Genomic DNA, 23,058 nt, shown 5'->3' with positions numbered 1-23,058 from the left:
AACCGATTCCACACCCTGGACTGGCGCACGGCAAGAGCAATCGACCCAGTCCGTGCCGAAACCGCAGCCTTAGGAGAGCATGCCCCACACCGTGCGAAGGGAAAACACCGCGCTTGCTGCGATGACAACGGCGAAAGCCACGAGCCACAGCAAGGACGGCACCCCCGTGGACCGGGCCAGGATGTAGGCATCCGACGACGCGAGCCGGTCGCGCCGACGGGTGTGGACCGAAGCCACCTTGAACCAATCCCGCACGGCGCCCACCTCGAGGGCTATGCCAAGTCCGAGTACCACATGGCTTACCGTCGAGGGAGTGGCGAACATGACAAGCAACTGGGCAATCGCGGCACTGAGGAGCGCCACGAAGATTCCAGTGAAGTTCCGCAGAAAGATCAGTGCGAGCAGCAACACCAGCGCGCCGACGGACATGGCTGCCCCGGACCGCCCTGCCGACACGGACCAGATGAGCGCCACGCCTACCACCGCGGGACTCGGATATCCCCAGAACCCGGACCAGGCTGCGCCGAATTTGCCGCGCCCGCTGCTCAGGAGCTGTCCGGAGTGGTCCAGCCCGATCCGGAGCCCGTGGACGACCCGCCCCGTCATGAGGGCAGCGAACGCGTGGCCCAGTTCATGCACGAAGGTCACATAAAGACCAAACCAGCGCCAGGTGGCGCGCGGGATGCTCAGTACGACGGCAGCAGCCAGGATGCCCAGCACAACAGGGGTCGCAAGGTTCGGGACCTCTTGTGTGGTGAATCCCCGCAGCACGGCCTGCCACCAGTCGTTGACAAGGTCAGCGGGACGCAATTCCATGTTCATCACCGTGGCATCCTAAAGAAAAAGCCTGTGAACGCCTCCCAGCCAGCTGGAACCACCGGCAAGCCGGGGTCACATCTTCCGCTTGGTCTTGGCCGTTGCTGGCGCTGTCCACGGGTCCTCGGGCCAGGGATGCTTCGGATAGCGCCCGCGCATCTCCGCACGGACCTGGGCGTACGGGCCGGACCAAAAAGAGGCCAGGTCATCTGTCACGGCCAGCGGTCGCCTGGCCGGAGAAAGAAGGTGGAACAGCACCGGCACCCGTGCGCCTACCAAGCGCGGCGTCGCAGCCCAGCCGAAGCACTCCTGCAACTTGACCGCCACGACCGGCCGGCCGTCGTCGTCGGCAACGTCCGGATAGTCGATCCGCACCCGGGAACCGCTCGGCACCTCAAGCCATTCCGGCGCCAGCTCACCGAGCCGGGCCGCCTCGGGCCACGGCAAAAGCCGCCGCAACGGCTCGGCCAGGTCGATCCCGTTCGTCGCAGCGCCTCCTGCGAGCGCTTCGAGCTCCGGTGCCAGCCACTTCTCCAGCCTGGCCAGCAAGGCGGGCTCGGAGACGTCCGGCCATGGATCGCCCAGTTCCCTGTGCAGCAAAGCCAGTCGCCGGCGCAAGGTATCGGCTGCCGTCGACCAGCCAATGGTCCCCAGGCCTTCTTTCGCCAGGGCGCGGGCTACGGCAGCGCGACCGTCGTCGATGGTGGGCCGTACGGGCGTCGACGAAAGCAGAATCGCACCCAGCCGCCGTTCCCGCCTGGCGGTGACGCGGCCCTGCGTGAATTCGGCTGCCACCGTATCGCTCAGGAGGTGGCTGGCGGCAGCTTCCGCCGCATCCGCCGCCAAAGGTGCAGCGGAACGGATGACGGCGCCAGTGCCTGCCGCATCCCGGCCGTCCGCACGGGATACCTCGGCCACAGCGAGCCAATCGTGGCCGGCGAGCGGACTGCCCGCCGGCAGCCCGGCACGTGTTCCCGACGTCAGCAGGTAGCGTTCAGGGCCGGTGCCTGGAACGCGGCGCGCAACACGGTCGGGGAACGCAAGCGCGACCACGAACCCCAAGGCTTCGGCAGGACTCGCCAGTGAAGGCAGGCTCGGCGGTGCGGTCAGGGAAGGCCCGACACCGGATCGCTCCTGGCGTGCGATCGCCTCCATGCGGCGGACATCCTCGGCCCAACGCCGGGCCGCGGGGTCCTTGCCTGCCCGGAGTGTGGCCAGCAGGCGCGTCAAGTCAGCTCCGGGAGCCCGTTGATCCCCTGCCACGAGGGCGACAGCCTCGGCAGCCGCCCGGTGCCCGACAGTGGCGGCACCATCCAGCAATGCACGGGCCAGTCGTGGATCGGCGGGGATCCGGGCCAGGGTCTTCCCCACGTCCGTGGCAAGTCCGTCCGCGTCGATGGCGCCAAGTTCCCGCAGCACTTCAATGGCATCGTCCATCGCGCCTTGGGGCGGGGAGTCCGGAAGTGCGAGCCCCCGGCCACCCGGCGATCCCCAACACGCGAGGACGAGCGCCGCGCCCGTCAGGTCGGCGGCCGCAATTTCCGGTGTGGGGTGGGCCGGTGCGGCGCCGTATGCTTTGTGCTCGTAGCAGCGGACCACGCGCCCTGGCCCTTGGCGTGCCGCGCGTCCGGCGCGTTGTTCGGCGGAGGCTCGGGAGCAGGAGACCGTGACCAAGCCGGACATGCCGCGGCCGGCGTCGCGCCGCAGTTCACGGGACAGCCCCGCGTCGATGACCAGCCGCACTCCCGGAACGGTCAGGGAGGATTCGGCCAGGGCAGTCGAGACGATAATCCGGGGAGATCCGCCGGGCTCCCGGCCGGAGACCGCCCGGTCTTGTTCCGCTGGGCTTGCCTGGCCGTGAAGCTCCAATACCTCCACGTCCCTGGCCCTCGCAGCCAGTCTGGCGCGCAGCCGGGACGCGACGTGGGAGACCTCCCACGCACCAGGAAGGAACACCAGGGCGTCGATGTCCGGATCAGCGGCGAGGGTGTCCGTGTACGACGACGCGGCAGTGTCCGCCACATGGTCCAGGAAGGCGCGGGTCACGCCGCGTCCGTCCAACCGTGGACCTGCCGCGGGCGCCCAGTCCACCGTCAAGGGATGCAGCGCGGACGGACAGTCGACGACGGGTGCCGGCCCGCCGCCGTCGTGCTTTCCGCTTGTGCCTTCTCCGGCGCCTCCAATCAGCGCGGCAAACCGTGGCGCGTCGAGGGTTGCGGACATCGCGACGAGCGTGAGGTCCTCCCGCAGTTCGCGGACCTCGATGAGCATTCCGAGCAACAGGTCCGTCTCCAGGCCGCGCTCGTGGACCTCGTCCAGGATCACAGCCCCGGCGGTCTCAAGCCCCGGATCCGCGAGCAGGCGGCGCAGGAGGATTCCAGGAGTCACGAACTCGATCATGGTCCCGGGGCCCGCCTGGCTTTCGCCGCGGACCGTGTATCCGACCCGTTCGCCGAGCCGGCTGCCGTCGAGAGCGGCGAGGCGCCGTGCCGCTGAGCGTGCGGCGACCCGCCGTGGTTGGGTCACGATCACCCGGGGGCACTGCCTTCCGGTTACCGCGCCGGCCGCGCCGTCGGCGAGCAGGATGTTGGCAAGCAAGGGCGGCACGAGCGTCGTCTTGCCGGTCCCCGGGGGCGCTTGCACGACGGCGGTTCCTGCCGTTCCCCTTGTATCGAGGGCTTTGGCGAGTTCCCCCAGCGATTCTCCGAAGACGAGTCCCTCGCCGATGGTGTCCAGGTCGAAAGGGCGGTATGCGAGCGCGGCATTCCGGGGAACGGGTGGGGATTTCACTCCTCCATTGTGCCTATAAGCGGATCAGCCGTTGAAAGGTGGACTGCTTGCCGAATCGGGAGGACGATTAAAGGGCAGTTGCTAGAAGGAGGTCTGTGATGTGCTACGGCTACAACAAGGATTTCCGGCGGGACACCAGGAAAGATGCCTCACAGGAACCCGAGGAACGCCCTGAGCCCAAGGTCGACGCGAAGGACTTCATGTTCTGGGCCTTCCCACGCCGCTACCGTGAGTTCAGGAACGATCCGGAGCCGGTTATCGACCGGACCCGCGAAAGGGTCTAAGCCACGAAATTGAGAGGAACGTCCCAGAGGGCGTTCCTTTCATTTGTGGCCCTACAACTCGGCGAATCCAAGGTATTTACTGGAGATACAACGTAAGCGGGTTCGCCTGCCTCGTTGCGGAAAGTGGGCTCCCTTTTCCCTCCACTGCCACCGAAGGATCTCCGCCATGAACGCATTAGCACTTAGCGACGAAGCCGGTGTGCGGCCATGACAGCGGACGCCATCACCTGGCTGATTGTCTTGATTGTCCTGCTGGTCATCTGGTTTGCGATGGCCGTCCACATTGTCACGCAGTATGAGCGCGGTGTCCTGTTGAGGCTTGGGAGGATCCAGGGCCTCCGGACCCCGGGCCTTGTGATCATCATCCCGTTCGTCGACCGCCTGAGGAAGGTCTCCCTGCGGATCGTCACCATGCCGATCCAGTCCCAGGGCATCATCACCCGGGACAACGTCAGCCTGGACATTTCCGCCGTCGCGTATTTCCGGGTGGTGGACGCCATCAAGTCCGTCCTGGCCATCGAAAACGTCTACGCCGCGATCGACCAGATCGCACAAACCACGCTGCGCAAGGTGGTGGGTCAGCACACGCTCGACGAAACGCTCGCAGAAACGGACGTCATCAATGCCAACATCCGCCAGATCCTGGACGGACTGACCTTGGAATGGGGCGTCGAAGTGACCCTCGTGGAACTCAAGGACATCCAACTGCCGGACAGCATGAAGCGCGCCATGGCCCGCCAGGCCGAGGCCGAGCGTGAAAAGCGCGCCAAGATCATCGCCGCCGAAGGCGAGTCCCTGGCCGCTGCCGCGCTGGGCATGGCCTCTGACACCATGATGGCCCATCCACTGGCCCTGCAGTTGCGCAACCTGCAGTCCATGGTGGAGATCGGCGTGGACAAGAACACCACGGTCGTCTTCCCGGCTCCCTTGATGAGCACCATCGGCGAGCTCGGAGCATTCCTGGCCCGCGAAGCCGCCGCCGCGAAAGCCGCGCAACCACCAAGGACCATGACAGGACGGACGATGGCAGGGTGAGTGCGGCAGAATGAAACTGAACGGCGCCTATACTCGTTGAAGCCGTCGTAAAGCCCGGGAACCGAGCGCACAAAGCTACGGAAGGAGGAAGACCATGACCGACCCCTCACGGGGCCGCGCCACCGCCTTCCTCCTCCGCACGGGCCTGTTGGCAGGACTGCTCGCGATCATCGGCGGAATCGTCGGGATGCATGTCATGGCGGGTGGGCACAGCATGCACGCCACCCCGGCTATGGGCCAGTCCGCCGTCGTGGGCCCCGCCACTGTCATCGGCCCGTCGCACATAGTTCAGCACGCGGATTCATCTCCGGCGCAGTCGTGTGCAAGCCCGGGCACGTGCACCACGATGTCGGCCCTGCACGCCGTCTGCGTCCCCGCTCCGGGCCATAACACCCTGACAGCACCCCTACCAGGTGTCCCGCCCTACGCCAATGCGGGCACGTCAGAGGCCGGTACCCTGGTCTCCGGATATTCGCACCGCCCGGGTAGTCCTTCCCCGGGCGATCTCTGCATCAGCCGCACGTAAAATCCACCGCCGCACCGGGCTGCCGGCCCGCTGCACAAGACTCCACCCTGACGCGCCGCCCCACACAGTGGGCTTGCTGTGCGCGTCCCACGCAGCCGCGCTTCTGCAGGCTGATTGATTGAAGGACCCCAAAACCATGAGAAAAAACCTGACCCTCGCCACCTTTACCGTGGCCACAGCAATCGCGCTCGCCGGCTGCTCGGCCGGAACCGGCGGCAGCAGCATGCCGGGAATGGACCACGGAAGCGCCTCTTCGTCTGGTTCGGCCGCATCCCCGGCCGCGGCGACCGCGGGAGACCATAACGCGGCGGATGCCGAGTTTGCCCGGATGATGATCCCCCACCATGCCCAGGCCGTCCAGATGAGCGACGTCATACTCGCCAAGAACGGCATCCCTGCCCAAGTGACTGCGCTCGCCGGCAGGATCAAGGCAGCCCAAGGCCCGGAGATCGAGAAGATGACCGGCTGGCTCAAGGACTGGAACGAGCCCGCGGGGATGTCGGGCGGCCACACCATGAACGGAATGGTGGACAACGAGGACATGACGAAACTCGAGGCCGCCCAAGGCCGGGATGCAGCTAGGCTGTTCCTGACCCACATGATCGCCCACCACCAAGGGGCCGTGGCCATGGCTCAGAAGGAAGGCACCGACGGTAAGAACGCCGATGCCCTCAAACTCGGCAAGGACATCGTGACGGCGCAGGAGGCCGAGATCAAGGAAATGCAGGAGCTGTTGGGCGCGCTGTAGTCACAAGCACCCTCCAGACCACACCGCCGGCCCACCTGTTTTTTCCAGTGTGGGCCGGTGCCTGCGGCTTGGGTTACGGTTTCCCGGGCCTAGGCCGTGGCGCCCACGGAGGTTCCTTCCGCCGCGAACAGCGCCTCCGCCACATCTTCCCTGAGGTGGTAGTCCCTGGCTTCGACCGGATACAGGGAACCGCTGACCACGTAGTACCCGCGGCCCTCGCCCGGCCCGCCGGCCGCGGCATCAATAGCGGCGATCATCCCCGGTTCCAGGGGCTTTTCTTTGCCTGCCTCGCGCAATCGAGCGAGGTCTTGGGCTTCAAGGCGACTGATCAAACCCGGAATATCGCACATCTAAAACACCGTCCTGTTCGGTACATGGGAATGGTTGCGCCGTCGCCCCAGCCCTTGGTGCATGCCAAGAACAGTAAGGCCGGGCATGGCTCGTGGCAAGGGCCAATTGAAGACGGGTCCACTGAATGGACTCCGCTTGCTGACGCTCCCGCTTTCATGCTGCGTTCTTGGTTCCGTTGCCTACTGTTCAGTAACGGTGTGCAACATCGAGTGAGTGACTTCACCATGCAAAGCCCATTCGGGCGACAATGTCTCCTTTTCCTCTACCCGGCGCGGCTTCCTGGCCGCCGCACTGACCGGCGCGGCTCTGACCCTGGCCCCGGTTTCGTTCGCGGCAGCCGCTACCGGAACCAGCAAGAGCAAGACGATCACCGGCCATCTGGATCCGGGAGCAGCGGACTTCGTCTATTTGCCGATCGAGGTCCCGGCCGGCGTCAACAAGATCAGCGTTTCGTACACCTACAGCAAGCCCCAGGTGGCCTCCGGACTTCTCACGAACGCCTGCGACATTGGAATCTTCGATGAGAAGGGTACCGACCTCGCCGGGAAGGGATTCCGCGGCTGGTCCGGTGGTTTCCGCACCGAATTCAGCATCAGCGCCGGCGACACGACGCCGGGCTACCTGCCGGGGCCGATTGGGAAGGGCACGTGGAACGTTGTTCTTGGCCCGTACCAGGTGGCCGAGCAGGGCCTTGACTACACGGTGAACGTCACGCTTGAGTACGGACCCGACGTCGCCCCTTTCAAGCCCCAGTATCCGCCGCAGCAGATTGCCGGCCGCGGCGCAGGCTGGTACCGCGGGGACGCCCACCTGCACACCGTCTACTCGGACGGAAAGCGCACGCCCGAGGACGTCGCAGCCGGCGCCCGCGCCGCGCGCCTCGACTTCATGATCTCGACGGACCACAACACGCCGGCATCGCACGGCGTCTGGGGGCCGCTTGCCGGCAACGACCTGCTCATCCTCACGGGCGAGGAAGTCACCACGCGCAACGGCCACTACCTCGCGCTCGGCCTGGAGCCGGGCGAATGGATCGACTGGCGCTACCGTGCCCGCGACAAGGGGTTCGAGCAGGAAGCCCAGCGGATCCACGCCTCGGGCGGAATTGTTGTTCCGGCTCACCCGTACTGCCCGTATGTCGCCTGCCGCTGGAAGTTCGGCTATGACGACGCCGATGCGGTTGAGGTATGGACGGGCCCGTGGACCCTGGACGACGAGTCCTCCGTCAACACCTGGGATTCGATGCTCGCGCACTCCGTCCGTACCGGTGGCCGGTGGCTCCCGGCGATGGGCAACAGCGACGCCCACAGCGTCCCGCAGGTCATTGGCTTCCCGCACAACGTGGTCAACGCCGCAGCGTTGTCCCGCGATGCCCTGCTGGACGGCATCCGCAATGGCCGGAACTGGATCGCCGAGTCGGCTGACGTCTCGGTGGACTTCCAGGTCACGTCCGGCGGCAAGAGCGCGACCGTGGGCGAGCGGCTCAACGTCGCGGCAGGTGCCCCCGTCACGGTGACGGCGAAAATCGCCGGCGTGCCGAACGGCGTCGTACGCTTCATCACGGATGAAGGACAGACCCAGCAGGTCACGCTTCCCGCGTCGGGCCAGGGAACGAGCACCTGGGTCACCACCCCGCAGCTCGCGGCTTACGTGCGCGTTGAGGTCCGGCATCCGAAGATCGACGGAACATCCGGCAGCGGCACGGAGATGGGAACAGTCATCCCGCTCGGTCCCATGGCAGCGCTGACGAACCCGATCTTCCTCGGCGCCAGCTAGTCCGCAAAGGATCCCATTCCGTTGAGGGAGTCCCTGCCAGTACCCCTACCAGCAGGGACTCCCTCACGTCGGAATTCTCCTGTTGGATGGATAGTGCCAATCCTCCGTCCACCAACAGGAGAATAATGCTGACCGTCAATGCTTACGCAGCCCCGTCCGCAAGCGAAGCCCTCGTTCCGACCACCATTGAGCGCCGCGACGTCGGTGCCCACGACGTGCTCATCGAGATCAAGTACGCGGGCATCTGCCATTCAGACATCCACACAGTCCGCGGCGACTGGGGACCGCAGTCCTACCCGCTCGCCCCCGGCCACGAAATCGCCGGAATCGTCACCGAAATCGGCTCCGACGTGACCCGCCACAAGGTCGGCGACCGCGTCGGCGTCGGCTGCATGGTCAACTCCTGCCGCGAATGCGAGAACTGCCGCAAGGGCGAGGAGCAATACTGCCTGAAAGGCATGACCGGGACCTACGGCGCCGTTGACCGCGACGGCACCATCACCCAAGGCGGCTACTCAACCCACGTCGTCGTGACCGAGGACTTCGTGGTGCGGATCCCCGAAGGGATAGCGCTCGACGCCGCCGCTCCCCTGCTGTGCGCAGGCATCACCACCTATTCGCCTCTCCGGCATTGGGGTGCCGGACCGGGCAAGAAGGTCGGCGTGGTCGGACTCGGCGGGCTGGGCCACATGGCCGTCAAGCTCGCGCACGCCATGGGCGCCGAGGTGACGGTGCTGTCCCAGTCGCTCAAGAAGATGGAAGACGGCCTGCGTTTGGGCGCGGACCAGTACTTCGCCACGAGCGAGCCGGCCACCTTCGAAAAGCTCGCGCGGACCTTCGACCTGATCATCAACACCGTCAGCGCCCCGATCGATATCAGCTCCTACCTTCAGTTGCTGGCGCTCGACGGCGCGCTGGTGAACGTGGGCGCACCGGCGGAACCGCTGCCGGTCAACGCCTTCGCACTCATCGGGGGCCGGCGTTCGTTCGCCGGATCGGCGATCGGGGGCATCCGGGAGACCCAGGAAATGCTCGAGTTCTGCGCCGAACACGGGCTGGGGGCCGAGATCGAAGTCATCCCGGCCGAGAAGATCAACGACGCTTACGAGCGGGTCCTCGCCTCCGATGTGCGGTACCGCTTCGTCATTGATGCCTCCACGCTGGGCTAGGCGGGAAGGGCGGGCGTAATCTCTTGGCCGCGGGAGTCCGCAGCAACGATGATGTCCCCATGAAGGCAATGCGATGAACAAGAACCGGCTTGAGGCATTCAGCGACGGCGTCCTCGCGATCGTCATCACCATCATGGTGCTTGAGCTGCGGGTGCCCGCGGAGCCTAACTGGCATGCCTTGCTGAGCGTCTTTCCCACGTTCCTCAGCTATTTGCTCAGCTTCGTCTACGTGGGGATCTACTGGAACAACCACCACCACATGATCCATCTGGCGGATCGGGTCAACGGCCGAATTCTCTGGGCGAACCTGCACTTGCTGTTCTGGATATCCCTCTTCCCGTTCAGCACACGTTGGATGGATGAGTCGGGCTTCGCCGAGGTCCCGGTGCTGGCTTACGGCTTCAACCTGCTGTGCGCCGCCGTTGCCTACTACGTCCTGCAGCAGTCGTTGATCCGGCGCCAGGGCCGGCAGGGTGCGCTGGCCCAGGCGATCGGCCGGGACTGGAAGGGGAAGACGTCGCCGCTCATCTATGTGGCCGGCCTTGGCCTCTGCTTCCTCCATCCTTTGCTCGCCGTCGCCGCGTACACCGTCGTGGCCATGATCTGGCTGGTTCCGGACCGGCGCGTTGAACACTTCGTCACCCGTGCACACGAGGATCGGTCCGGGTAGGGGCAAGCCCGGTTATCCAGCGCCCACAAGGGCGATGCCAAGGCGCGAGAGCTCCCCCATGGTGGGATCGTTCGCTGGCGCATCGGTAATAAGGCCGGCGACGCTGGCGAAAGGCAACACCGAGTAGCGCGAAACGGCCCCGATCTTCTCGGCGCTCGCGAGGACGTACGTATCTGCCGCACGGGCGGCGAGAGCACGCTTCATGGCGGCTTCGTCGGCGTCGGCGGTGGTGAGTCCGTGGACGGGGTGGATTCCGGTGACACCGAGGAAGAACAACTCGGCGGAAACGGCCTGGGTGGCCTCGACCGCCGCAGCCCCGCAGGTCACGGCAGAGTGTTTGAACAAGCGGCCCCCGAGGAGGAACACCTCGATGAGGGGATGCTCGACAAGCGCCGAGGCGATGGTCGGACTGTGGGTAATCACAGTGCAGTCGAGCTCCGCCGGCAGCGCGTGGACCACCGCGAGGGTGCTGGTGCCGCCGTCGAGGATCACGGCGGAACCCGGCTGGATCATCGAAGCGGCGCAGGCAGCAATGCGCCCCTTGCTCTCCGGCTCGACCGTAGCGCGGGTGGCATAGTCGGCGATCGCAGGAGAAGCCGGCAGCGCACCGCCGTATACACGCTGGCAGAGCCCGGCCGCGGCAAGCTCGCGCAGATCGCGGCGCACGCTGTCTTCGGACAGGCCGAGTTCACGGGCGATGTCTTTGGCGATCACCTTGCCATCGGCCGCAAGCCGCGAGAGGAGAAATTGGTGCCGTTCGGCAGCAAGCATGCGCGTTCCTTCCTGATGTTGCACGATCATGCACTATTCTAGCGGGATGACTCCGAGAATCGATGCCCCTCCCACGACGTTGCGTCCTGGAATTGATGTCCCCGACCACCGCGGCCGCACCGGCCTCGACCAGGCAGGCCGGGGCCTCGACCGCAATCCCGCCGTGGTGGTGCGCGACGTCGAAGTGACTTCCGACGGTTGGCACGTGCTGCGTCGCACCACCTTCGACTACCGCCGCAGGGACGGCCGATGGGTCACCGAGCAACGCGAAAGTTACGACAGAGGGAACGGAGCAACGATTCTGTTGTACGACGCCGGCCGGGGCACGGTTCTGCTCACGCGGCAGTTCCGCTTTCCGGCCTATGTCAACGATCATCCGGACGGCATGCTGATCGAGGCTGCTGCCGGATTGCTGGACGACGACGATCCCGAAACGGCCATCCGGCGCGAGGCAAGCGAGGAACTCGGCGTCGACGTCGGAACGCCGCGGCACGTCTTCGACGCATACATGAGCCCCGGATCTGTCACCGAACGGCTGCACTTCTACGTCGCGCCCTACACCCCGGCGGACCAGACAGGCCCCGGCGGCGGAGTAGCCGCGGAGGGCGAGGACATCGAAACCATCGAGATTGCCTTCTCCGATGCCCTCGCCATGATCGACGACGGCCGCATCGTGGACGGAAAGTCGATCATGCTCCTTCAGTGGGCGGCCCTCAACCACCTCTGCGAAGTGCCATAAGCCACCCTCGGCGCGCCCCTCAAACCGCGCCGCTCAGACCCGGCGTGAGCGCCGTTCAAGCAGGAGCGTGTCGCGCCATTGGCCGGCAAGGGGCCCTGTGCTCATGCGTGCGATGCGTTCGCGACGGCCAACAATGGTGAATCCGTTGGCCTCGTGAAGGCGGATGCTGGCCTGGTTCTCGGGGAAAATGCTCGACTGGATGGTCCAGATGCCGTGCTCTTCGGTCGACGCAGCCAGCGTTTTCAACAGCAGGCCTCCAACTCCCCGTCCGCGCGCAGAACCGGCGACATAGACGGAGTGTTCGACGACGCCGGCATATGCCGGGCGCGCAGACACAGGGGAAACAGCAGTCCACCCCACCACGAGGCCGGATGCAACAGCGACGAATCGGTGATCGGGAAGGCGGCCCGCGTTGAACTGCTCCCAGTCCGGGGCTGCCGCTTCAAAGGTTGCCTGCCCGGTCTCGATACCCTCCGTGAAAATCGCACGGACCGCGGGCCAATCCTCGGGATTCATGGGCCGGATCAGGACGGCTCCGACTTCGCTGAACATTCACCCATTATGCACATGGATTAACGAGCCCTTGATTGAATCCCCCGACCTTGTTGCACTTGTCCCATGAGCAAAGAACAACTGATCATCATTGGATCCGGCCCCGCCGGTTACACCGCGGCAATCTATGCCGCCCGGGCGGGCCTGAGCCCCCTCGTCCTTGCTGGATCAGTCACCGCCGGCGGCGCGCTGATGAACACCACGGAGGTGGAAAACTTCCCCGGATTCCCCGCCGGAATCCAGGGACCCGAGCTCATGGATGGCCTGCAGGAACAAGCCGGGCGCTTCGGCGCGAAGATAGTGTTCGACGACGTCACTCAAGTCCAGCTGGCCGGGCACCTCAAGCGCGTGGTCACCGGCTCCGGCGACACCCACGAGGCACCGGCCGTAATCCTTGCGACCGGTTCCGCCTACAAAGAACTCGGCTTGCCCGAAGAGAAGAGGCTGAGCGGACACGGCGTTTCATGGTGCGCCACATGCGATGGCTTCTTCTTCCGCGAACAGGAAATCATCGTGGTGGGGGGCGGCGACTCCGCCATGGAAGAGGCGATGTTCCTGACCCGGTTCGCGAAGACCGTGACCGTCGTCGTCCGTAGGGAAGAGCTAAGGGCCTCCCGGATCATGGCCCAACGGGCCAAGGACAATCCGAAAATCCGCTTCGCATGGAACTCGGCGATCACGGCGATCCACGGCGACGCCAAGGTTACCGGGGTTACCCTGGCCGACACACGATCCGGTGAATCGCGTGAACATGCGGCTACGGGCATATTCGTGGCCATTGGACATGTCCCGCGGACGGACCTTGTCGCAGGACAGGTGGAACTCGACGCCGAGGGCTACATCAAGGTGGATTCCCCCACCACTGTTACCAACCTCTCCGGAGTTTTCGCTTGCGGCGACGCCGTGGACCACCGCTACCGCCAGGCCATTACGGCCGCCGGCACGGGTTGCGCCGCGGCCCTGGATGCCGAACGGTACCTCGCCGCACTCGATGACGCGGACAGCATCGCCACGGCATTGGTGGAAGAACCCACCCACGCCTGAGCCGCACCCAACTAACTAGCAGTAAGTGTCGTTTTGAGGGCTCAAAGCGACACTTACTGCCAGTCAGTTGGGCAAAGCGCGAGCTTATCAAGCTGCACCTAAAAGCTACTTTTCGGTATGCCTAACTTAACGGTATCCTCATCATGTCCGTATCCCCGCTGTTGAGGAAACCATGGCTGCCACGATTGTTGAGCGACCGGCGAGCAAACCCCGGTGGAAGTCCCGGCTGCTCCTGTTGGGGCCGGCTTTCGTGGCTGCGATCGCCTATGTCGATCCGGGCAACGTCGCCGCAAACCTCACCGCGGGAGCGAATTACGGCTACCTCCTCGTGTGGGTCCTGGTAGCGGCGAACATCATGGCGGTCCTGGTGCAGTACCAATCGGCGAAACTTGGATTGGCCACCGGGCACAGCCTTCCTGAGCTCCTGGGCAAACGCTTGGGAACCCACCGTCGCAGACTGTTCTGGGTCCAGGCGGAGGTGGTGGCCGGGGCTACCGACATGGCCGAAGTCATCGGCGGAGCCGTGGCCCTCAACCTCCTCTTCGGACTGCCACTTCTCATGGGCGGCATCATCATCGGAGTGGCTTCCATGTTGCTCCTGGCGCTCCAGTCGTCACGGGGCCAGAAGTCCTTTGAATACGCCATCATGATGCTCTTGGCCGTCATCGCCGTCGGTTTCGTGTCGGGTCTCTTCGTCAATCCCCCGGAGACCGGTGGCGTACTGGCGGGTCTGGTGCCGCGGTTCGAGGGCACGGACACTGTCCTGCTTGCCGCGAGCATGCTCGGCGCCACGGTCATGCCGCATGCGATCTACCTGCATTCAGCCCTGGCCCGCGACCGGCATGGTTTCTCGGAGGACCCCGCTGAACGGACGCGGCTCATCAAGATCACCCGTGTGGACGTCGTGGGGGCTTTGGTGCTTGCCGGGGTCGTGAACATCGCCATGCTCCTTTTGGCCGCGTCCAGCCTGCGGGGAGTCGAAGGAACCGACACGATCGCCGGCGCCCATGCCGCTGTGACATCTGCCCTTGGTCCGATCATCGGCGTGGCTTTCGGTATCGGTTTGCTTGCCTCAGGCCTCGCTTCAACGTCCGTCGGATGCTACGCCGGAGCAACGGTCATGGGCGGGCTCCTTAAGATCCGAATACCCCTGCTGCTCCGCCGGGTGGTTACGCTGGTCCCGGCGCTGGTCATTCTCGGCGCGGGCATCGAACCCACGCTGGCACTCGTGCTGAGCCAAGTCCTGCTGAGCTTCGGCATTCCTTTCGCCTTGATTCCGCTGATCCGGCTCACCGGCAAGCGCGAAGTCATGGGCATCCACACGGATTCCACGCCATTGAGGATTGCCGGGTGGACCAGCGCTGCACTGATCGTGGGACTCAATTGCGTCCTTATCGTCCTGACAGTCACGGGGAAGTCCTAGGCCCATGAGCAACCCCCAGGGCCTGGCCCGTCGGCTGGGTACCTTCGACGCGGTCGTGATCGGATTGGGCTCGATGATCGGCGCCGGCGTGTTCGCCGCCTTCACTCCTGCCGCTTCCGCCGCAGGATCAGGGTTGCTGATCGGGCTCGTCATCGCGTCGGCTGTGGCATTCTGCAACGCGACGTCCTCCGCCCAGCTCGCCGCCGCGTACCCGACGTCGGGCGGAAGCTACATTTACGGCCGTGAACGGCTGGGACCCTGGGCCGGATACCTGGCCGGTTGGGGATTCGTCATCGGCAAGACCGCCAGCGCGGCAGCCATGGCCATGACATTCGCCGCCTACGCCGCCCCTCCCGGGTGGGAACGTCCCGTGGCCATCGCCGCCGTCGTCGTCCTCGCCGCGGTGAACTATCACGGGGTGACCCGCACGGCTGGCCTGACCCGCATTCTGGTTCTCGCAGTGCTGGCGGCCCTCGCCGTCGGGGTGGCAGCGTGTTGGGGCGGCTCTGCCCCGTCTCCGGCCAACATCCCCGGGGACGGACTGCTTGCGCACGGCTGGTACGGGATCCTCCAATCCGCAGGGTTGCTGTTCTTCGCCTTCGCAGGCTACGCGAGGATCGCCACGATGGGAGAGGAAGTCCGGGACCCCCGCCGGGCGATTCCGCGTGCCATCGGGATCGCCTTGGGCATCGCCGTCGTCATTTACGCCATCATCGCCGTGACTCTCCTTGCCGCGCTCGGCCCGGACGGTGTGGCTGCCACCCCGACGCCGCTCGCTGCCGCGGTCGGAGCCTGGGCCGTCCCGGCGGTCCGCGCGGGAGCCGCCGTCGCCTCCCTCGGTGCACTGTTGGCCCTCATCGCGGGCTTGGGCCGGACCACCCTGGCAATGGCCAGGCACCACGACCTGCCGCACTGGCTCGCCGCCGTCCACCCCCGGTACCGTGTCCCGCACCGGGCCGAGGTCACTCTCGCCGTCGTGATCTGCGTGATCGTCGCGTTCGCCGACTTGCGCGGCGCGATCGGTTTCTCCTCGTTCGGCGTCCTCATCTACTACCTGGTCGCCAATATTGCGGCGTATACCCAACCGGCCGAAGACCGCCGATACCCCAAAGCGCTCCAGGTGTTCGGAGCCCTGGCCTGTGTGGTCCTCGTGAGCACGCTCCCGCCGCTATCGGCGGCCCTGGGCGTCCTCATGTTCGCGGCAGGCATCCTCCTGCGCGTCGTAAGGCTCAAGCGATAGCGTCATGGGTTGGCGCAGGGGCAGCAGGACGCTCATTCGGCGGCATTCGCCGCGACGTCCGCCCGGCCAGCACAATGACTACCAGCGCCAAGACCGTGAGTCCGGCGCAAGCCGCGAAGATGCCCTGGTAGCCGAGCGCCGTCGTCGATCCCAAAGCAATGATGGGGCCCGAGACGATAGCGCCGACGCGCCGCGTGTTGGTGTAGAGCCCCGAAGCCAGGCCGGGACGGGGAATCAGCCGCTGGAACAACGTCAACCCCACGCCCGCCACAATCCCGAAGAACCAGGCATTCAGGACCTGGAGCGCAATCAGGGTGGCAGGGTTGGAGACATAGGCCATGCCCGCGTAGTACGCGATCCCGGCCACGCATCCGGAGGCGATGAGCGCCCGGCTGGAGTAGCGGCGCGCCAGCCGCCCGATGAGGAAGAGCGCAGGTATCTCAAGCGCGGCCGACACGCCAAGCGCGATGCCCGCCCAGATGACATCCACACCGAGCCCTTGGGTCACGAACAGGCTCATGATGGACACAGCGGCGCTGTTGGTGGCCTGCAAGGCGACAAAGGCGAAGACGACGGCGGCGACCCCGAATTTCGAGAACGGGTGCCCATCCTCTTCGGCATGGGCCTTGGGACGATTCTCGTCGGAGGCAGCGCGCCGTCGGGAAATCATGGCAGCAGTCGTGGCGACGTTGAGGACGGCCACCACACCAAGCGCGAGCAGGATGGCCCGATTGCCCAGCGTGCCCATGATGAATGTCGCGAGGGGCGGTCCCGCGACCCAGGCGAAAGAGACAATCGCGCGGGTGTTCATCACGTCGCTCATTCCGGCGCCTGAGTGCCTGAGGTGGGCGAACAAGAGCGAGCTTCCGACCCCTGCCGGGCCGCCAAGGACTATCAAGCCCACGACGGCGAGCGGCAGCGAAGTGCTCACGGCCAGGAGGGTGGACAGCGCCAGGGTCAGGACGCCACAGGCCAGCATGGGGCGCAAGTAGTCGTTTGCACGGTCGGCATACGCCGGCACAAGAAGGGAAGCTACGAAGCCGCTGGCATTGTAGACCGCGAGGACCCACCCCACCTCGGCCGGGGTGGCATTGAAGAGCGCCACCAGCAGGAGTGCCAGCGCGGGGTTGAGAAACGCGAACTGGAACCCCCACAACAGCGCCGCAGACGGGACGAGCAATCGCTTCATGCTTCCATTCGGGTTATCCACGCCCTCAACCCTAGAAGCCTTCCCGGCCGTAAGGGAGGCCCTGCCGGTACCTGTATCGGCAGGTCTTCCGGCTGGTCAAGACGGATTTTGGCCGCGGGCCCGAGAGGATCCGGCCGGCGGCGGGGCTCTGACAAAACCCGAATCAGGGGTGGACGGCGGAGGTCGCACAGAGCAGGATTGAGCCATGAGCATCCATGAGGCACTTCTGAAGCAGGCCAGCGTAACCGCCACGGAAGCCACGCTCGTGGCGAAGTTCGAGATCGAGGGCAACATCCCTGGTTCCGGCGCCTATGTCGTAGGCCTGGTCGCGGCGACTCCGGACTATTCCTCTCAGCGAAGACTGGGTATCGAGTTCATGAACGGGGAGGCGATCGCCTTCTTCTCCTTTAACCACGACCAAAGCGCCGAAGAGAACTACGACCTGAAGGGTGTTGAGCACTCGGGGAACACTATTACCGGCCATTTCCCCCTCTCGGCGATCAACGGCCTTGGCAAGGGACATGTGATGACGGCCTTCAGTGAAGCCGACGGCCGTGAGTTCCAGTCCGGCGTCACCGTCGAAGAGTCGCTCTAGGACCGCGCGCCCAAATCCATGACCGATTCGCCCTTGCGTGTCATGTGACACATGCGCGCGAAGGAATAGTGCCTGCCGGGTTACCGTTGATGCGAGTAGTTCAAAACAACGACGGCAGGAGAATCCGTGGACTTCACCCCCGAATCCGGCACCATCACTATGTTCTCGACCACTTGGTGCGGTTATTGCAACCGCCTGAAGAAGCAGCTGGACGCCAAGGGCATCGGCTACAACGAGATCAACATCGAAGAGGTTGAGGGCACTGCCGAACTCGTGGAGAAGCTGAACGGCGGGAACCAGACCGTCCCCACGGTCCTCTTCCCGGACGGAACCGCGGCCACCAACCCGTCCGCAGCCGAGGTCGAAGCGCGCCTCGCCGCCTGAACCTCCAGAGCTGGGTTATCCGGGCTGAGTTATCCCGGTGGTGCGGCTGGTTCCAGGCGCACCACCACGGACTTGGACGCAGGAGTGTTGCTGCCCTCGGCGGTCGAATCCAGCGGTACAAGGACGTTCGCCTCCGGGTAATAGGCAGTCACGCAACCGCGGGCCGTGGGGTACGCGATCAACCGCAGCTGGCGCAGGACCCTGTCCACGCCGTCGTCGGCTTCGCTGTGGACGTCCACATAGCCGCCGTCGGCAAGGCCCAGGTCAGCGAGGTCGTCGCTGTGCGCAAAGAGCACCATGCGGCCCTTCTTCACGCCGCGGTAGCGGTCGTTCATGCTGTAGGTGGTCGTGTTGAACTGATCGTGGGAGCGCACCGTCTGGAGCAGCAGGCGCCCCTCCGGGACATGGATGGTCTCAAGGTCGTTGACAGTGAACATCGCTTTCCCGGTGGCGGTGGGAAACTTCCGCTCGTCCCGGGGGCCGTGGGGCAGGACGAAACCGTCACGGCTCCGGGCTTTCTTATTGAAGTCCTCGAAGCCAGGCACCACGTGGGAGATGTGTTCGCGCACTGAGTCGTAGTTCGCTTCGAAACTTCGCCAGTCCACAGGGACTTTGTCGCCGAGTACCGTGGCGGCCATGCGGCATACGATCGCCACTTCGGACAAGACTTTGTCCGAAATCGGCTCCAGCCTTCCCGCCGAGCGGTGAACCGCGCAGACGGTGTCCTCGACGGTGACGAACTGCTCTCCGCCGGCCTGGCGGTCTATTTCCGTACGGCCCATGGTCGGCAGGATCATCGCTTGTTCTCCCACCACGGCGTGGGAACGGTTGAGCTTCGTAGAAATCTGGACGGAAAGCCGGGTCTTGCGGACGGCGGCCTCAGCCGCAGTGGTGTCAGACATTGCGTGCACGAGGTTTCCACCGAGCGCTACGAGCACCTTGATCCTGCCGTCCCGCATGCCGCGGATGCTGTCCACGGAATCGACGCCGGGGTGCCGCGGCGGGTCGAAGCCGAATTCCTGCTGCAGGGCGTTGAGGAACGGTTCGGGCATCTTCTCCCAAATGCCCATGGTGCGGTCGCCCTGGACGTTGCTGTGCCCACGGATCGGCGACGGTCCGGCGCCGGGTTTGCCGATGTTTCCACGGAGCAACAGCAGGTTGACGATCTCCTTGATGGTGGACACGGCCTTCTTGTGCTGGGTCAGGCCCATCGCCCAGGTGATGATGACTTTCTCCGCACGCAGGTAGCGGGATGCGAGCTCGTCGATTTCCTCGGTCCTCAGGCCCGTCGCGGCAAGGACGTCCTTCTCGTCCAGCTCGTCGATGTGGGCTTGGAACTCTTCGAGTCCTTGGCAGTGCTCCTCGATGAACGCATGATCGAGTACCGCCCCCGGCGCTGCCTTCTCCGCGTCCAGAACCCGCTTGGAGACTGCCTGAAGCAACGCCATGTCTCCTGCGAGGCGGATCTGCAGGAACTGGTCCGCCAAGTCCGTTCCTTTGCCCACCAGCCCACGGGGACGTTGCGGGTTCTTGAAGTTGATGAGTCCGGCTTCGGGGAGCGGGTTCACCGCCGCAATGCTGGCACCGGCGAGCTTTGCCTCCTCCAACGCGGTGAGCATCCGGGGGTGGCAGGTCCCCGGGTTTTGGCCCATGATGATGATCAAATCCGCCTTGGCGAAGTCCGTGTAGCTGACGGCGGACTTTCCGACGCCGAGCGTCTCACCGAGGGCAAGCCCCGTGGACTCGTGGCACATGTTCGAGCAATCGGGCAGGTTGTTGGTTCCGAACGCCCGGACGAAGAGCTGGTAGACGAACGCGGCCTCGTTGCTCGTCCGTCCGCTCGTGTAAAAGGTCGCCTCGTCAGGCGATTCCAGGGCGTTCAGCTCACGGGCCACAATCCGGAACGCATTGTCCCAACTGATGGGACGGTAGTGGCTGGAACCCGCGGGTTTGTAGACGGGTTCAACGAGCCTGCCCTGCTGTCCCAGCCAGTATTCCGAGCGCTGGGCGAGGGATTCGACGTCGTTCTCGTCCCAGAAACCGGACGGAACCTTGAGCGGATCAGCCTCCCACCCGACGGCCTTCGCACCGTTCTCACAGAACTCGGCCAGCTTCCGCTCGGGAGGATCCGGCCAGGCGCAACTCATGCAGTCGAAGCCGTCCTTCTGGTTCATTGCCAGCAAGGACTTCCAGGTGCGGGACGGCCCCATCTGGCTCACCGCACGCGGCAAGGAGTCCACCAGGCTGGGCAAACCCGCGGCGGATCGCTTCGGCGGTCCAACGGTGAGGTCCGCGTCGGAATCGTGGACAACCGATGGCTTCTTGTCCATTGTTCTACCTCGGTCCACTTGCTTGTGGCCTCAAGCGTAGTCCTGGCGGTATTCGTCTACAACGGCGTGCTGGTGCTCGTCACGGGGAGCAGGCTCTGGAAATCGCCGTCGACGAGTTCGGCATATTCCGCGTAAGCCGCGACGACGGCGTCCTCCACCGTGGGTACGTCCAGCTGCGGCAAGAGGTCGTTGGCCGCCCCGGCAGTGGCTGGGTCCCACTCGAGTCCGAGGGCGCCATAGCTGGCAGTGAGGACTTCGCGGATGGGCGCCGAGTTCTCGACGACGATCACCGAACTGAACAGCCACCCCCCGGAGACAACCCTCTGGGCGGTCCCGACCAGCTTGATCTGGTGCGTTGGAAAATCGGGGTCCAGGCCGTGGACGCTGAACTCGCCCGGGCAGTACTCCCCGGGGATCTCCCCGACGGCGGCCTGCACCCCGACGCGGCGGAGCGCACCAGCGAGTAGCTCGCCAAAGAAGGAGAATCGGGCCTTCGCCCCGGCAATCGCGTCGGCGTGAGGCTCCACATGATCGATCACCAGGGTGCCCCGGTGGTAGGCCGCGGCACGCCCGCCCGCCTTGCGGATCAGGGGTTCGAAACCCAGGTTCCGGCAGGCCTCGGACGCGCCCTGGAATCCCGGCAGCTTGGCATCGCGTTGCCCGAACGCCACCGTAGGCCGGGGCCTGTACATTCGGAGCGTCGGGCCGAGCAGCCCTCTGCGGGCACGGTTGAGGAGTTCGATCCCGAAGTCCAGGTCATCGGCGACTCCGAGGGATTCTTCCTGGCGCACTACCGTCAGCGTGCGCTGTGTCCGGGCGAGGTCCTCAACCATCAGCTCTTCCTCAGCGTGAGGATCTGCTCCGCGCGGCCGAAAGGGCCACTGATGTCGTGAAGCACGGTGGATGTGAGGCCGATGCCGTCGTTTCCGAAGGAGACCATATTGTCCAGGCCCAGCCATTCGCCCGCAGGTTCGCGGTACATGTGGATCTGCAGGTCAAGGTTGGGGAAGATGTAGCTGTTCTTTCCGGGTGAAACGCGCGCGGCAATACCGTTGGCTGTGTCCACGAGTCCGACCAGCCGCGCGAGATCGCGGCTGTCCGCAGCATCGGTGAGCGGATGCTCCGTGCGGATCCAGACTTTGCCGGAGCCTGCCCGGTGTCCTTCCGCTATCCGCATTTCGAGGGACCGGATGTAGCCACCCGGCCATACGCTCGCGCCGTCCCACGGCTTGCATTCGTCCGGGGCCGGCATTTCAACGTCTTCTATGGCGGCGACGGCACTCGTGTCGCTGGTCGCCATGCGCCAGGCGGTGGCACGGATAGCCACGCGTCCTGCCGCCGAGAGTTCCGCCTGGATCAATTCAATCGTCCTGCCGGGGCGGACCGTGGCCGTGGTGATGTCGAATTCGCCGCCGGGGATCAATCCGAGGATTTCGTAGCTGAGGCGGGCCATCCGGACGTCGTCGCGCGGCTCGTGGCGGAGCAGGGCATCAGCCAGGATGCCCGATGCAGGCGCCATGTGCTGCTCGTGCGGATTCCACGCCCCCTGGGCGTGGATGGTTGAGCGGAAGCGCCCATTCCCGAGCGATTCGTAGTAGAAGTCGCCTTCCGCAAGGTCCGGAAGCTCAATACTCAACGCCTGCCCTTTCGCCGGTCCGGTAATGGAACTCAGACCACTGTATCTTCTGGCGCCACAGCCGTCCGACGCCGACGCCGCATGACCAGGCAGACCGCCAATCCGGCAAGGATGAGGAACAGGAGCACGGCGGCAAATGGGGAGGCCGCCATGACGGCGAGCCACGCATCTATCGCCGCGAGGCCGATGGTCGCGTAGACGAGGGCCCAGATACCGGAGCCTACTATCGCCGCAGGGAGATACCGGCTGAGTGGCATTCTCGCAGCCCCCGCGGCCAGGTTCACGGCGGTTTGGAGTCCGATAGTCAGGAAGGTCAGCACGACCGCGTAGGGACCAAAGCGCTGAATCAGGGCCTGCGCTTTGCTTGCTTTGGGGCGATGCAAGGCGCGTGCGAACCGCGTGCGTTCCATTCCGGCCGCTGCGCCGCGGCCGATCCAGTATGTCGCGTTGACCCGGACCATCACGACGGCGAAGAGCGCCGCAAGCGCCACTTCAAAGGGCAGGTCGAGGATCTGGTCCACGCGCGCCCTCCCCGGTCTCCTTCACAGCTAAGTCTTACCTTAGCTCATGAGGAAACACGGCCGGCCGGGCGGCTACGAGCTCACGCCTGTGCGATCGATCGTGAAATCACCACCCGGATACAGGATGGTCTCGTGGCCATCGTCAAAACGGACGAAATACGGCGGCGCACCATTTGCACCGCGGACTTCGATGATCTCGCCGTGCCGGTCGGACGCCCCGACCGTCCTGCCATGAATGATGATCCGATCTCCCTGGGCTGCTTCCACAGGAACCACCTCCCAGCATTCAGATTACGAGTGTTGGGCCGTCGTGGGAACAGGGTGCCGGCGGTCCACCCAGCCGGCTGAGCGGTGGCACGTCCCAGCTCCTAAATTGTCAGCCCTCTCCCGTACGTTCGACGAAATGGTCGCCGAACCGGTCGCCATGCGCCCAAGTCGCCCAACCGCCTAAGAAGCCCAACCGCCTAAG

General features: G+C 65.2%; 24 protein-coding genes. 13 read left to right on the top strand and 11 right to left on the bottom strand.

The window, feature by feature from the left end; all coding sequences use genetic code 11:
- Positions 1-69: 69 nt before the first annotated feature.
- Positions 70-822, bottom strand: coding sequence for a M50 family metallopeptidase (locus AC3WJU_RS01395; protein ID WP_492258961.1), 753 nt, complete (start codon positions 820-822; stop codon positions 70-72).
- A 69-nt stretch (positions 823-891) separates the two neighbouring features.
- Positions 892-3,606, bottom strand: a complete 2,715-nt coding sequence (gene hrpB, locus AC3WJU_RS01390) for an ATP-dependent helicase HrpB (RefSeq protein WP_492258960.1) — start codon at positions 3,604-3,606, stop codon at positions 892-894.
- 98 nt (positions 3,607-3,704) lie between these two features.
- Here hrpB and AC3WJU_RS01385 point away from each other — a divergent pair, with 98 nt between their 5' ends.
- From AC3WJU_RS01385 to AC3WJU_RS01370, 4 genes are all read left to right on the top strand, one after another.
- The gene (locus AC3WJU_RS01385) at positions 3,705-3,890 is read left to right on the top strand and encodes a hypothetical protein (RefSeq protein ID WP_059389306.1); all 186 of its coding nucleotides are present in this window, start codon (positions 3,705-3,707) and stop codon (positions 3,888-3,890) included.
- A gap of 207 nt (positions 3,891-4,097) precedes the next feature.
- Positions 4,098-4,925 (top strand): slipin family protein, encoded by an 828-nt coding sequence (locus tag AC3WJU_RS01380; protein WP_059389307.1) that lies wholly within the window; start codon positions 4,098-4,100, stop codon positions 4,923-4,925.
- Between the two features lie 94 nt (positions 4,926-5,019).
- Entirely contained in the window at positions 5,020-5,451 is a 432-nt protein-coding gene (locus AC3WJU_RS01375; RefSeq protein WP_332602099.1) for a hypothetical protein, read from the top strand.
- 136 nt (positions 5,452-5,587) lie between these two features.
- Positions 5,588-6,199 (top strand): DUF305 domain-containing protein, encoded by a 612-nt coding sequence (locus tag AC3WJU_RS01370; RefSeq protein ID WP_306959555.1) that lies wholly within the window; start codon positions 5,588-5,590, stop codon positions 6,197-6,199.
- 89 nt (positions 6,200-6,288) lie between these two features.
- Here the strand turns inward: AC3WJU_RS01370 and AC3WJU_RS01365 are convergent, their stop codons facing one another.
- The gene (locus AC3WJU_RS01365; RefSeq protein ID WP_492258959.1) at positions 6,289-6,531 is read right to left on the bottom strand and encodes a hypothetical protein; all 243 of its coding nucleotides are present in this window, start codon (positions 6,529-6,531) and stop codon (positions 6,289-6,291) included.
- 232 nt (positions 6,532-6,763) lie between these two features.
- Between AC3WJU_RS01365 and AC3WJU_RS01360 the strand changes: the two genes are divergently transcribed.
- From AC3WJU_RS01360 to AC3WJU_RS01350, 3 genes are all read left to right on the top strand, one after another.
- Positions 6,764-8,326 carry a CehA/McbA family metallohydrolase gene (locus AC3WJU_RS01360; RefSeq protein ID WP_306959551.1) on the top strand — a complete coding sequence of 521 codons (1,563 nt, stop codon included), beginning with the start codon at positions 6,764-6,766 and terminating at the stop codon, positions 8,324-8,326.
- Positions 8,327-8,451: 125 nt separating this feature from the next.
- Complete coding sequence (locus tag AC3WJU_RS01355; RefSeq protein WP_306959550.1) at positions 8,452-9,495, top strand: NAD(P)-dependent alcohol dehydrogenase; 1,044 nt, start codon at positions 8,452-8,454, stop codon at positions 9,493-9,495.
- Positions 9,496-9,568: 73 nt separating this feature from the next.
- On the top strand, positions 9,569-10,165 hold the full coding sequence (locus AC3WJU_RS01350) for a TMEM175 family protein (RefSeq protein ID WP_492258958.1): 597 nt from the start codon (positions 9,569-9,571) through the stop codon (positions 10,163-10,165).
- A 12-nt stretch (positions 10,166-10,177) separates the two neighbouring features.
- Here AC3WJU_RS01350 and AC3WJU_RS01345 read toward each other — a convergent pair whose 3' ends face one another.
- Entirely contained in the window at positions 10,178-10,936 is a 759-nt protein-coding gene (locus tag AC3WJU_RS01345; RefSeq protein ID WP_059389314.1) for a DeoR/GlpR family DNA-binding transcription regulator, read from the bottom strand.
- Between the two features lie 46 nt (positions 10,937-10,982).
- Here AC3WJU_RS01345 and AC3WJU_RS01340 point away from each other — a divergent pair, with 46 nt between their 5' ends.
- Entirely contained in the window at positions 10,983-11,675 is a 693-nt protein-coding gene (locus AC3WJU_RS01340; RefSeq protein WP_492258957.1) for an NUDIX domain-containing protein, read from the top strand.
- Between the two features lie 33 nt (positions 11,676-11,708).
- Here AC3WJU_RS01340 and AC3WJU_RS01335 read toward each other — a convergent pair whose 3' ends face one another.
- Positions 11,709-12,227, bottom strand: coding sequence for a GNAT family N-acetyltransferase (locus AC3WJU_RS01335; RefSeq protein WP_492258956.1), 519 nt, complete (start codon positions 12,225-12,227; stop codon positions 11,709-11,711).
- 66 nt (positions 12,228-12,293) lie between these two features.
- On the opposite strand from AC3WJU_RS01335, the gene trxB reads away from it, so the two are divergent.
- The 3 genes from trxB (at position 12,294) to AC3WJU_RS01320 (ending at position 15,934) form a co-directional block, all read left to right on the top strand.
- Entirely contained in the window at positions 12,294-13,271 is a 978-nt protein-coding gene (trxB, locus tag AC3WJU_RS01330) for a thioredoxin-disulfide reductase (protein WP_307052987.1), read from the top strand.
- A 172-nt stretch (positions 13,272-13,443) separates the two neighbouring features.
- A complete protein-coding gene (locus AC3WJU_RS01325; RefSeq protein WP_059389316.1) occupies positions 13,444-14,694 on the top strand; it encodes an Nramp family divalent metal transporter in 1,251 nt (416 codons plus the stop codon).
- A gap of 4 nt (positions 14,695-14,698) precedes the next feature.
- Complete coding sequence (locus AC3WJU_RS01320; protein ID WP_492258955.1) at positions 14,699-15,934, top strand: APC family permease; 1,236 nt, start codon at positions 14,699-14,701, stop codon at positions 15,932-15,934.
- Here AC3WJU_RS01320 and AC3WJU_RS01315 read toward each other — a convergent pair.
- Positions 15,924-17,123, bottom strand: a complete 1,200-nt coding sequence (locus tag AC3WJU_RS01315) for an MFS transporter (RefSeq protein ID WP_492258954.1) — start codon at positions 17,121-17,123, stop codon at positions 15,924-15,926. The two genes, AC3WJU_RS01320 and AC3WJU_RS01315, sit on opposite strands and share 11 nt — an antisense overlap.
- A gap of 205 nt (positions 17,124-17,328) precedes the next feature.
- Here AC3WJU_RS01315 and AC3WJU_RS01310 point away from each other — a divergent pair, with 205 nt between their 5' ends.
- Both AC3WJU_RS01310 and AC3WJU_RS01305 read left to right on the top strand, forming a co-directional pair.
- A complete protein-coding gene (locus tag AC3WJU_RS01310; protein WP_059389318.1) occupies positions 17,329-17,718 on the top strand; it encodes a hypothetical protein in 390 nt (129 codons plus the stop codon).
- Between the two features lie 126 nt (positions 17,719-17,844).
- Positions 17,845-18,102 (top strand): mycoredoxin, encoded by a 258-nt coding sequence (locus tag AC3WJU_RS01305; protein ID WP_059389319.1) that lies wholly within the window; start codon positions 17,845-17,847, stop codon positions 18,100-18,102.
- A 29-nt stretch (positions 18,103-18,131) separates the two neighbouring features.
- Here AC3WJU_RS01305 and AC3WJU_RS01300 read toward each other — a convergent pair whose 3' ends face one another.
- From AC3WJU_RS01300 to AC3WJU_RS01280, 5 genes are all read right to left on the bottom strand, one after another.
- Entirely contained in the window at positions 18,132-20,432 is a 2,301-nt protein-coding gene (locus AC3WJU_RS01300) for an FdhF/YdeP family oxidoreductase (protein ID WP_492258953.1), read from the bottom strand.
- Between the two features lie 56 nt (positions 20,433-20,488).
- Positions 20,489-21,265 (bottom strand): lipoate--protein ligase family protein, encoded by a 777-nt coding sequence (locus AC3WJU_RS01295; RefSeq protein WP_492258952.1) that lies wholly within the window; start codon positions 21,263-21,265, stop codon positions 20,489-20,491.
- Positions 21,265-22,068, bottom strand: a complete 804-nt coding sequence (locus tag AC3WJU_RS01290) for a thioesterase family protein (RefSeq protein WP_059389321.1) — start codon at positions 22,066-22,068, stop codon at positions 21,265-21,267. Before AC3WJU_RS01290 ends, AC3WJU_RS01295 begins: the two co-directional genes overlap by 1 nt.
- 32 nt (positions 22,069-22,100) lie before the next feature.
- A complete protein-coding gene (locus AC3WJU_RS01285) occupies positions 22,101-22,589 on the bottom strand; it encodes a DedA family protein (RefSeq protein WP_492258951.1) in 489 nt (162 codons plus the stop codon).
- Between the two features lie 72 nt (positions 22,590-22,661).
- Positions 22,662-22,856 (bottom strand): DUF1918 domain-containing protein, encoded by a 195-nt coding sequence (locus AC3WJU_RS01280; protein ID WP_492258950.1) that lies wholly within the window; start codon positions 22,854-22,856, stop codon positions 22,662-22,664.
- Between the last annotated feature and the right edge of the window lie 202 nt (positions 22,857-23,058).

Source organism: Arthrobacter sp. FW306-1B-F12A, assembly GCF_058781865.1.
This window is presented reverse-complemented; position numbering and strand designations above follow the sequence as displayed.

Excerpts from the sequence above, each read along its gene's own strand:
- AC3WJU_RS01315 (WP_492258954.1), bottom strand. The coding sequence starts at position 17,123 with ATGAAGCGATTGCTCGTCCCGTCTGCGGCGCTGTTGTGGGGGTTCCAG.
- trxB (WP_307052987.1), top strand. The coding sequence starts at position 12,294 with ATGAGCAAAGAACAACTGATCATCATTGGATCCGGCCCCGCCGGTTAC.
- AC3WJU_RS01300 (WP_492258953.1), bottom strand. The coding sequence starts at position 20,432 with ATGGACAAGAAGCCATCGGTTGTCCACGATTCCGACGCGGACCTCACC.
- AC3WJU_RS01340 (WP_492258957.1), top strand. The coding sequence starts at position 10,983 with ATGACTCCGAGAATCGATGCCCCTCCCACGACGTTGCGTCCTGGAATT.
- AC3WJU_RS01350 (WP_492258958.1), top strand. The coding sequence starts at position 9,569 with ATGAACAAGAACCGGCTTGAGGCATTCAGCGACGGCGTCCTCGCGATC.
- AC3WJU_RS01385 (WP_059389306.1), top strand. The coding sequence starts at position 3,705 with ATGTGCTACGGCTACAACAAGGATTTCCGGCGGGACACCAGGAAAGAT.
- AC3WJU_RS01310 (WP_059389318.1), top strand. The coding sequence starts at position 17,329 with ATGAGCATCCATGAGGCACTTCTGAAGCAGGCCAGCGTAACCGCCACG.
- AC3WJU_RS01335 (WP_492258956.1), bottom strand. The coding sequence starts at position 12,227 with ATGTTCAGCGAAGTCGGAGCCGTCCTGATCCGGCCCATGAATCCCGAG.
- AC3WJU_RS01320 (WP_492258955.1), top strand. The coding sequence starts at position 14,699 with ATGAGCAACCCCCAGGGCCTGGCCCGTCGGCTGGGTACCTTCGACGCG.
- AC3WJU_RS01395 (WP_492258961.1), bottom strand. The coding sequence starts at position 822 with ATGAACATGGAATTGCGTCCCGCTGACCTTGTCAACGACTGGTGGCAG.
- AC3WJU_RS01325 (WP_059389316.1), top strand. The coding sequence starts at position 13,444 with ATGGCTGCCACGATTGTTGAGCGACCGGCGAGCAAACCCCGGTGGAAG.
- AC3WJU_RS01345 (WP_059389314.1), bottom strand. The coding sequence starts at position 10,936 with ATGCTTGCTGCCGAACGGCACCAATTTCTCCTCTCGCGGCTTGCGGCC.
- AC3WJU_RS01375 (WP_332602099.1), top strand. The coding sequence starts at position 5,020 with ATGACCGACCCCTCACGGGGCCGCGCCACCGCCTTCCTCCTCCGCACG.
- AC3WJU_RS01355 (WP_306959550.1), top strand. The coding sequence starts at position 8,452 with ATGCTGACCGTCAATGCTTACGCAGCCCCGTCCGCAAGCGAAGCCCTC.
- AC3WJU_RS01370 (WP_306959555.1), top strand. The coding sequence starts at position 5,588 with ATGAGAAAAAACCTGACCCTCGCCACCTTTACCGTGGCCACAGCAATC.
- AC3WJU_RS01380 (WP_059389307.1), top strand. The coding sequence starts at position 4,098 with ATGACAGCGGACGCCATCACCTGGCTGATTGTCTTGATTGTCCTGCTG.
- AC3WJU_RS01295 (WP_492258952.1), bottom strand. The coding sequence starts at position 21,265 with ATGGTTGAGGACCTCGCCCGGACACAGCGCACGCTGACGGTAGTGCGC.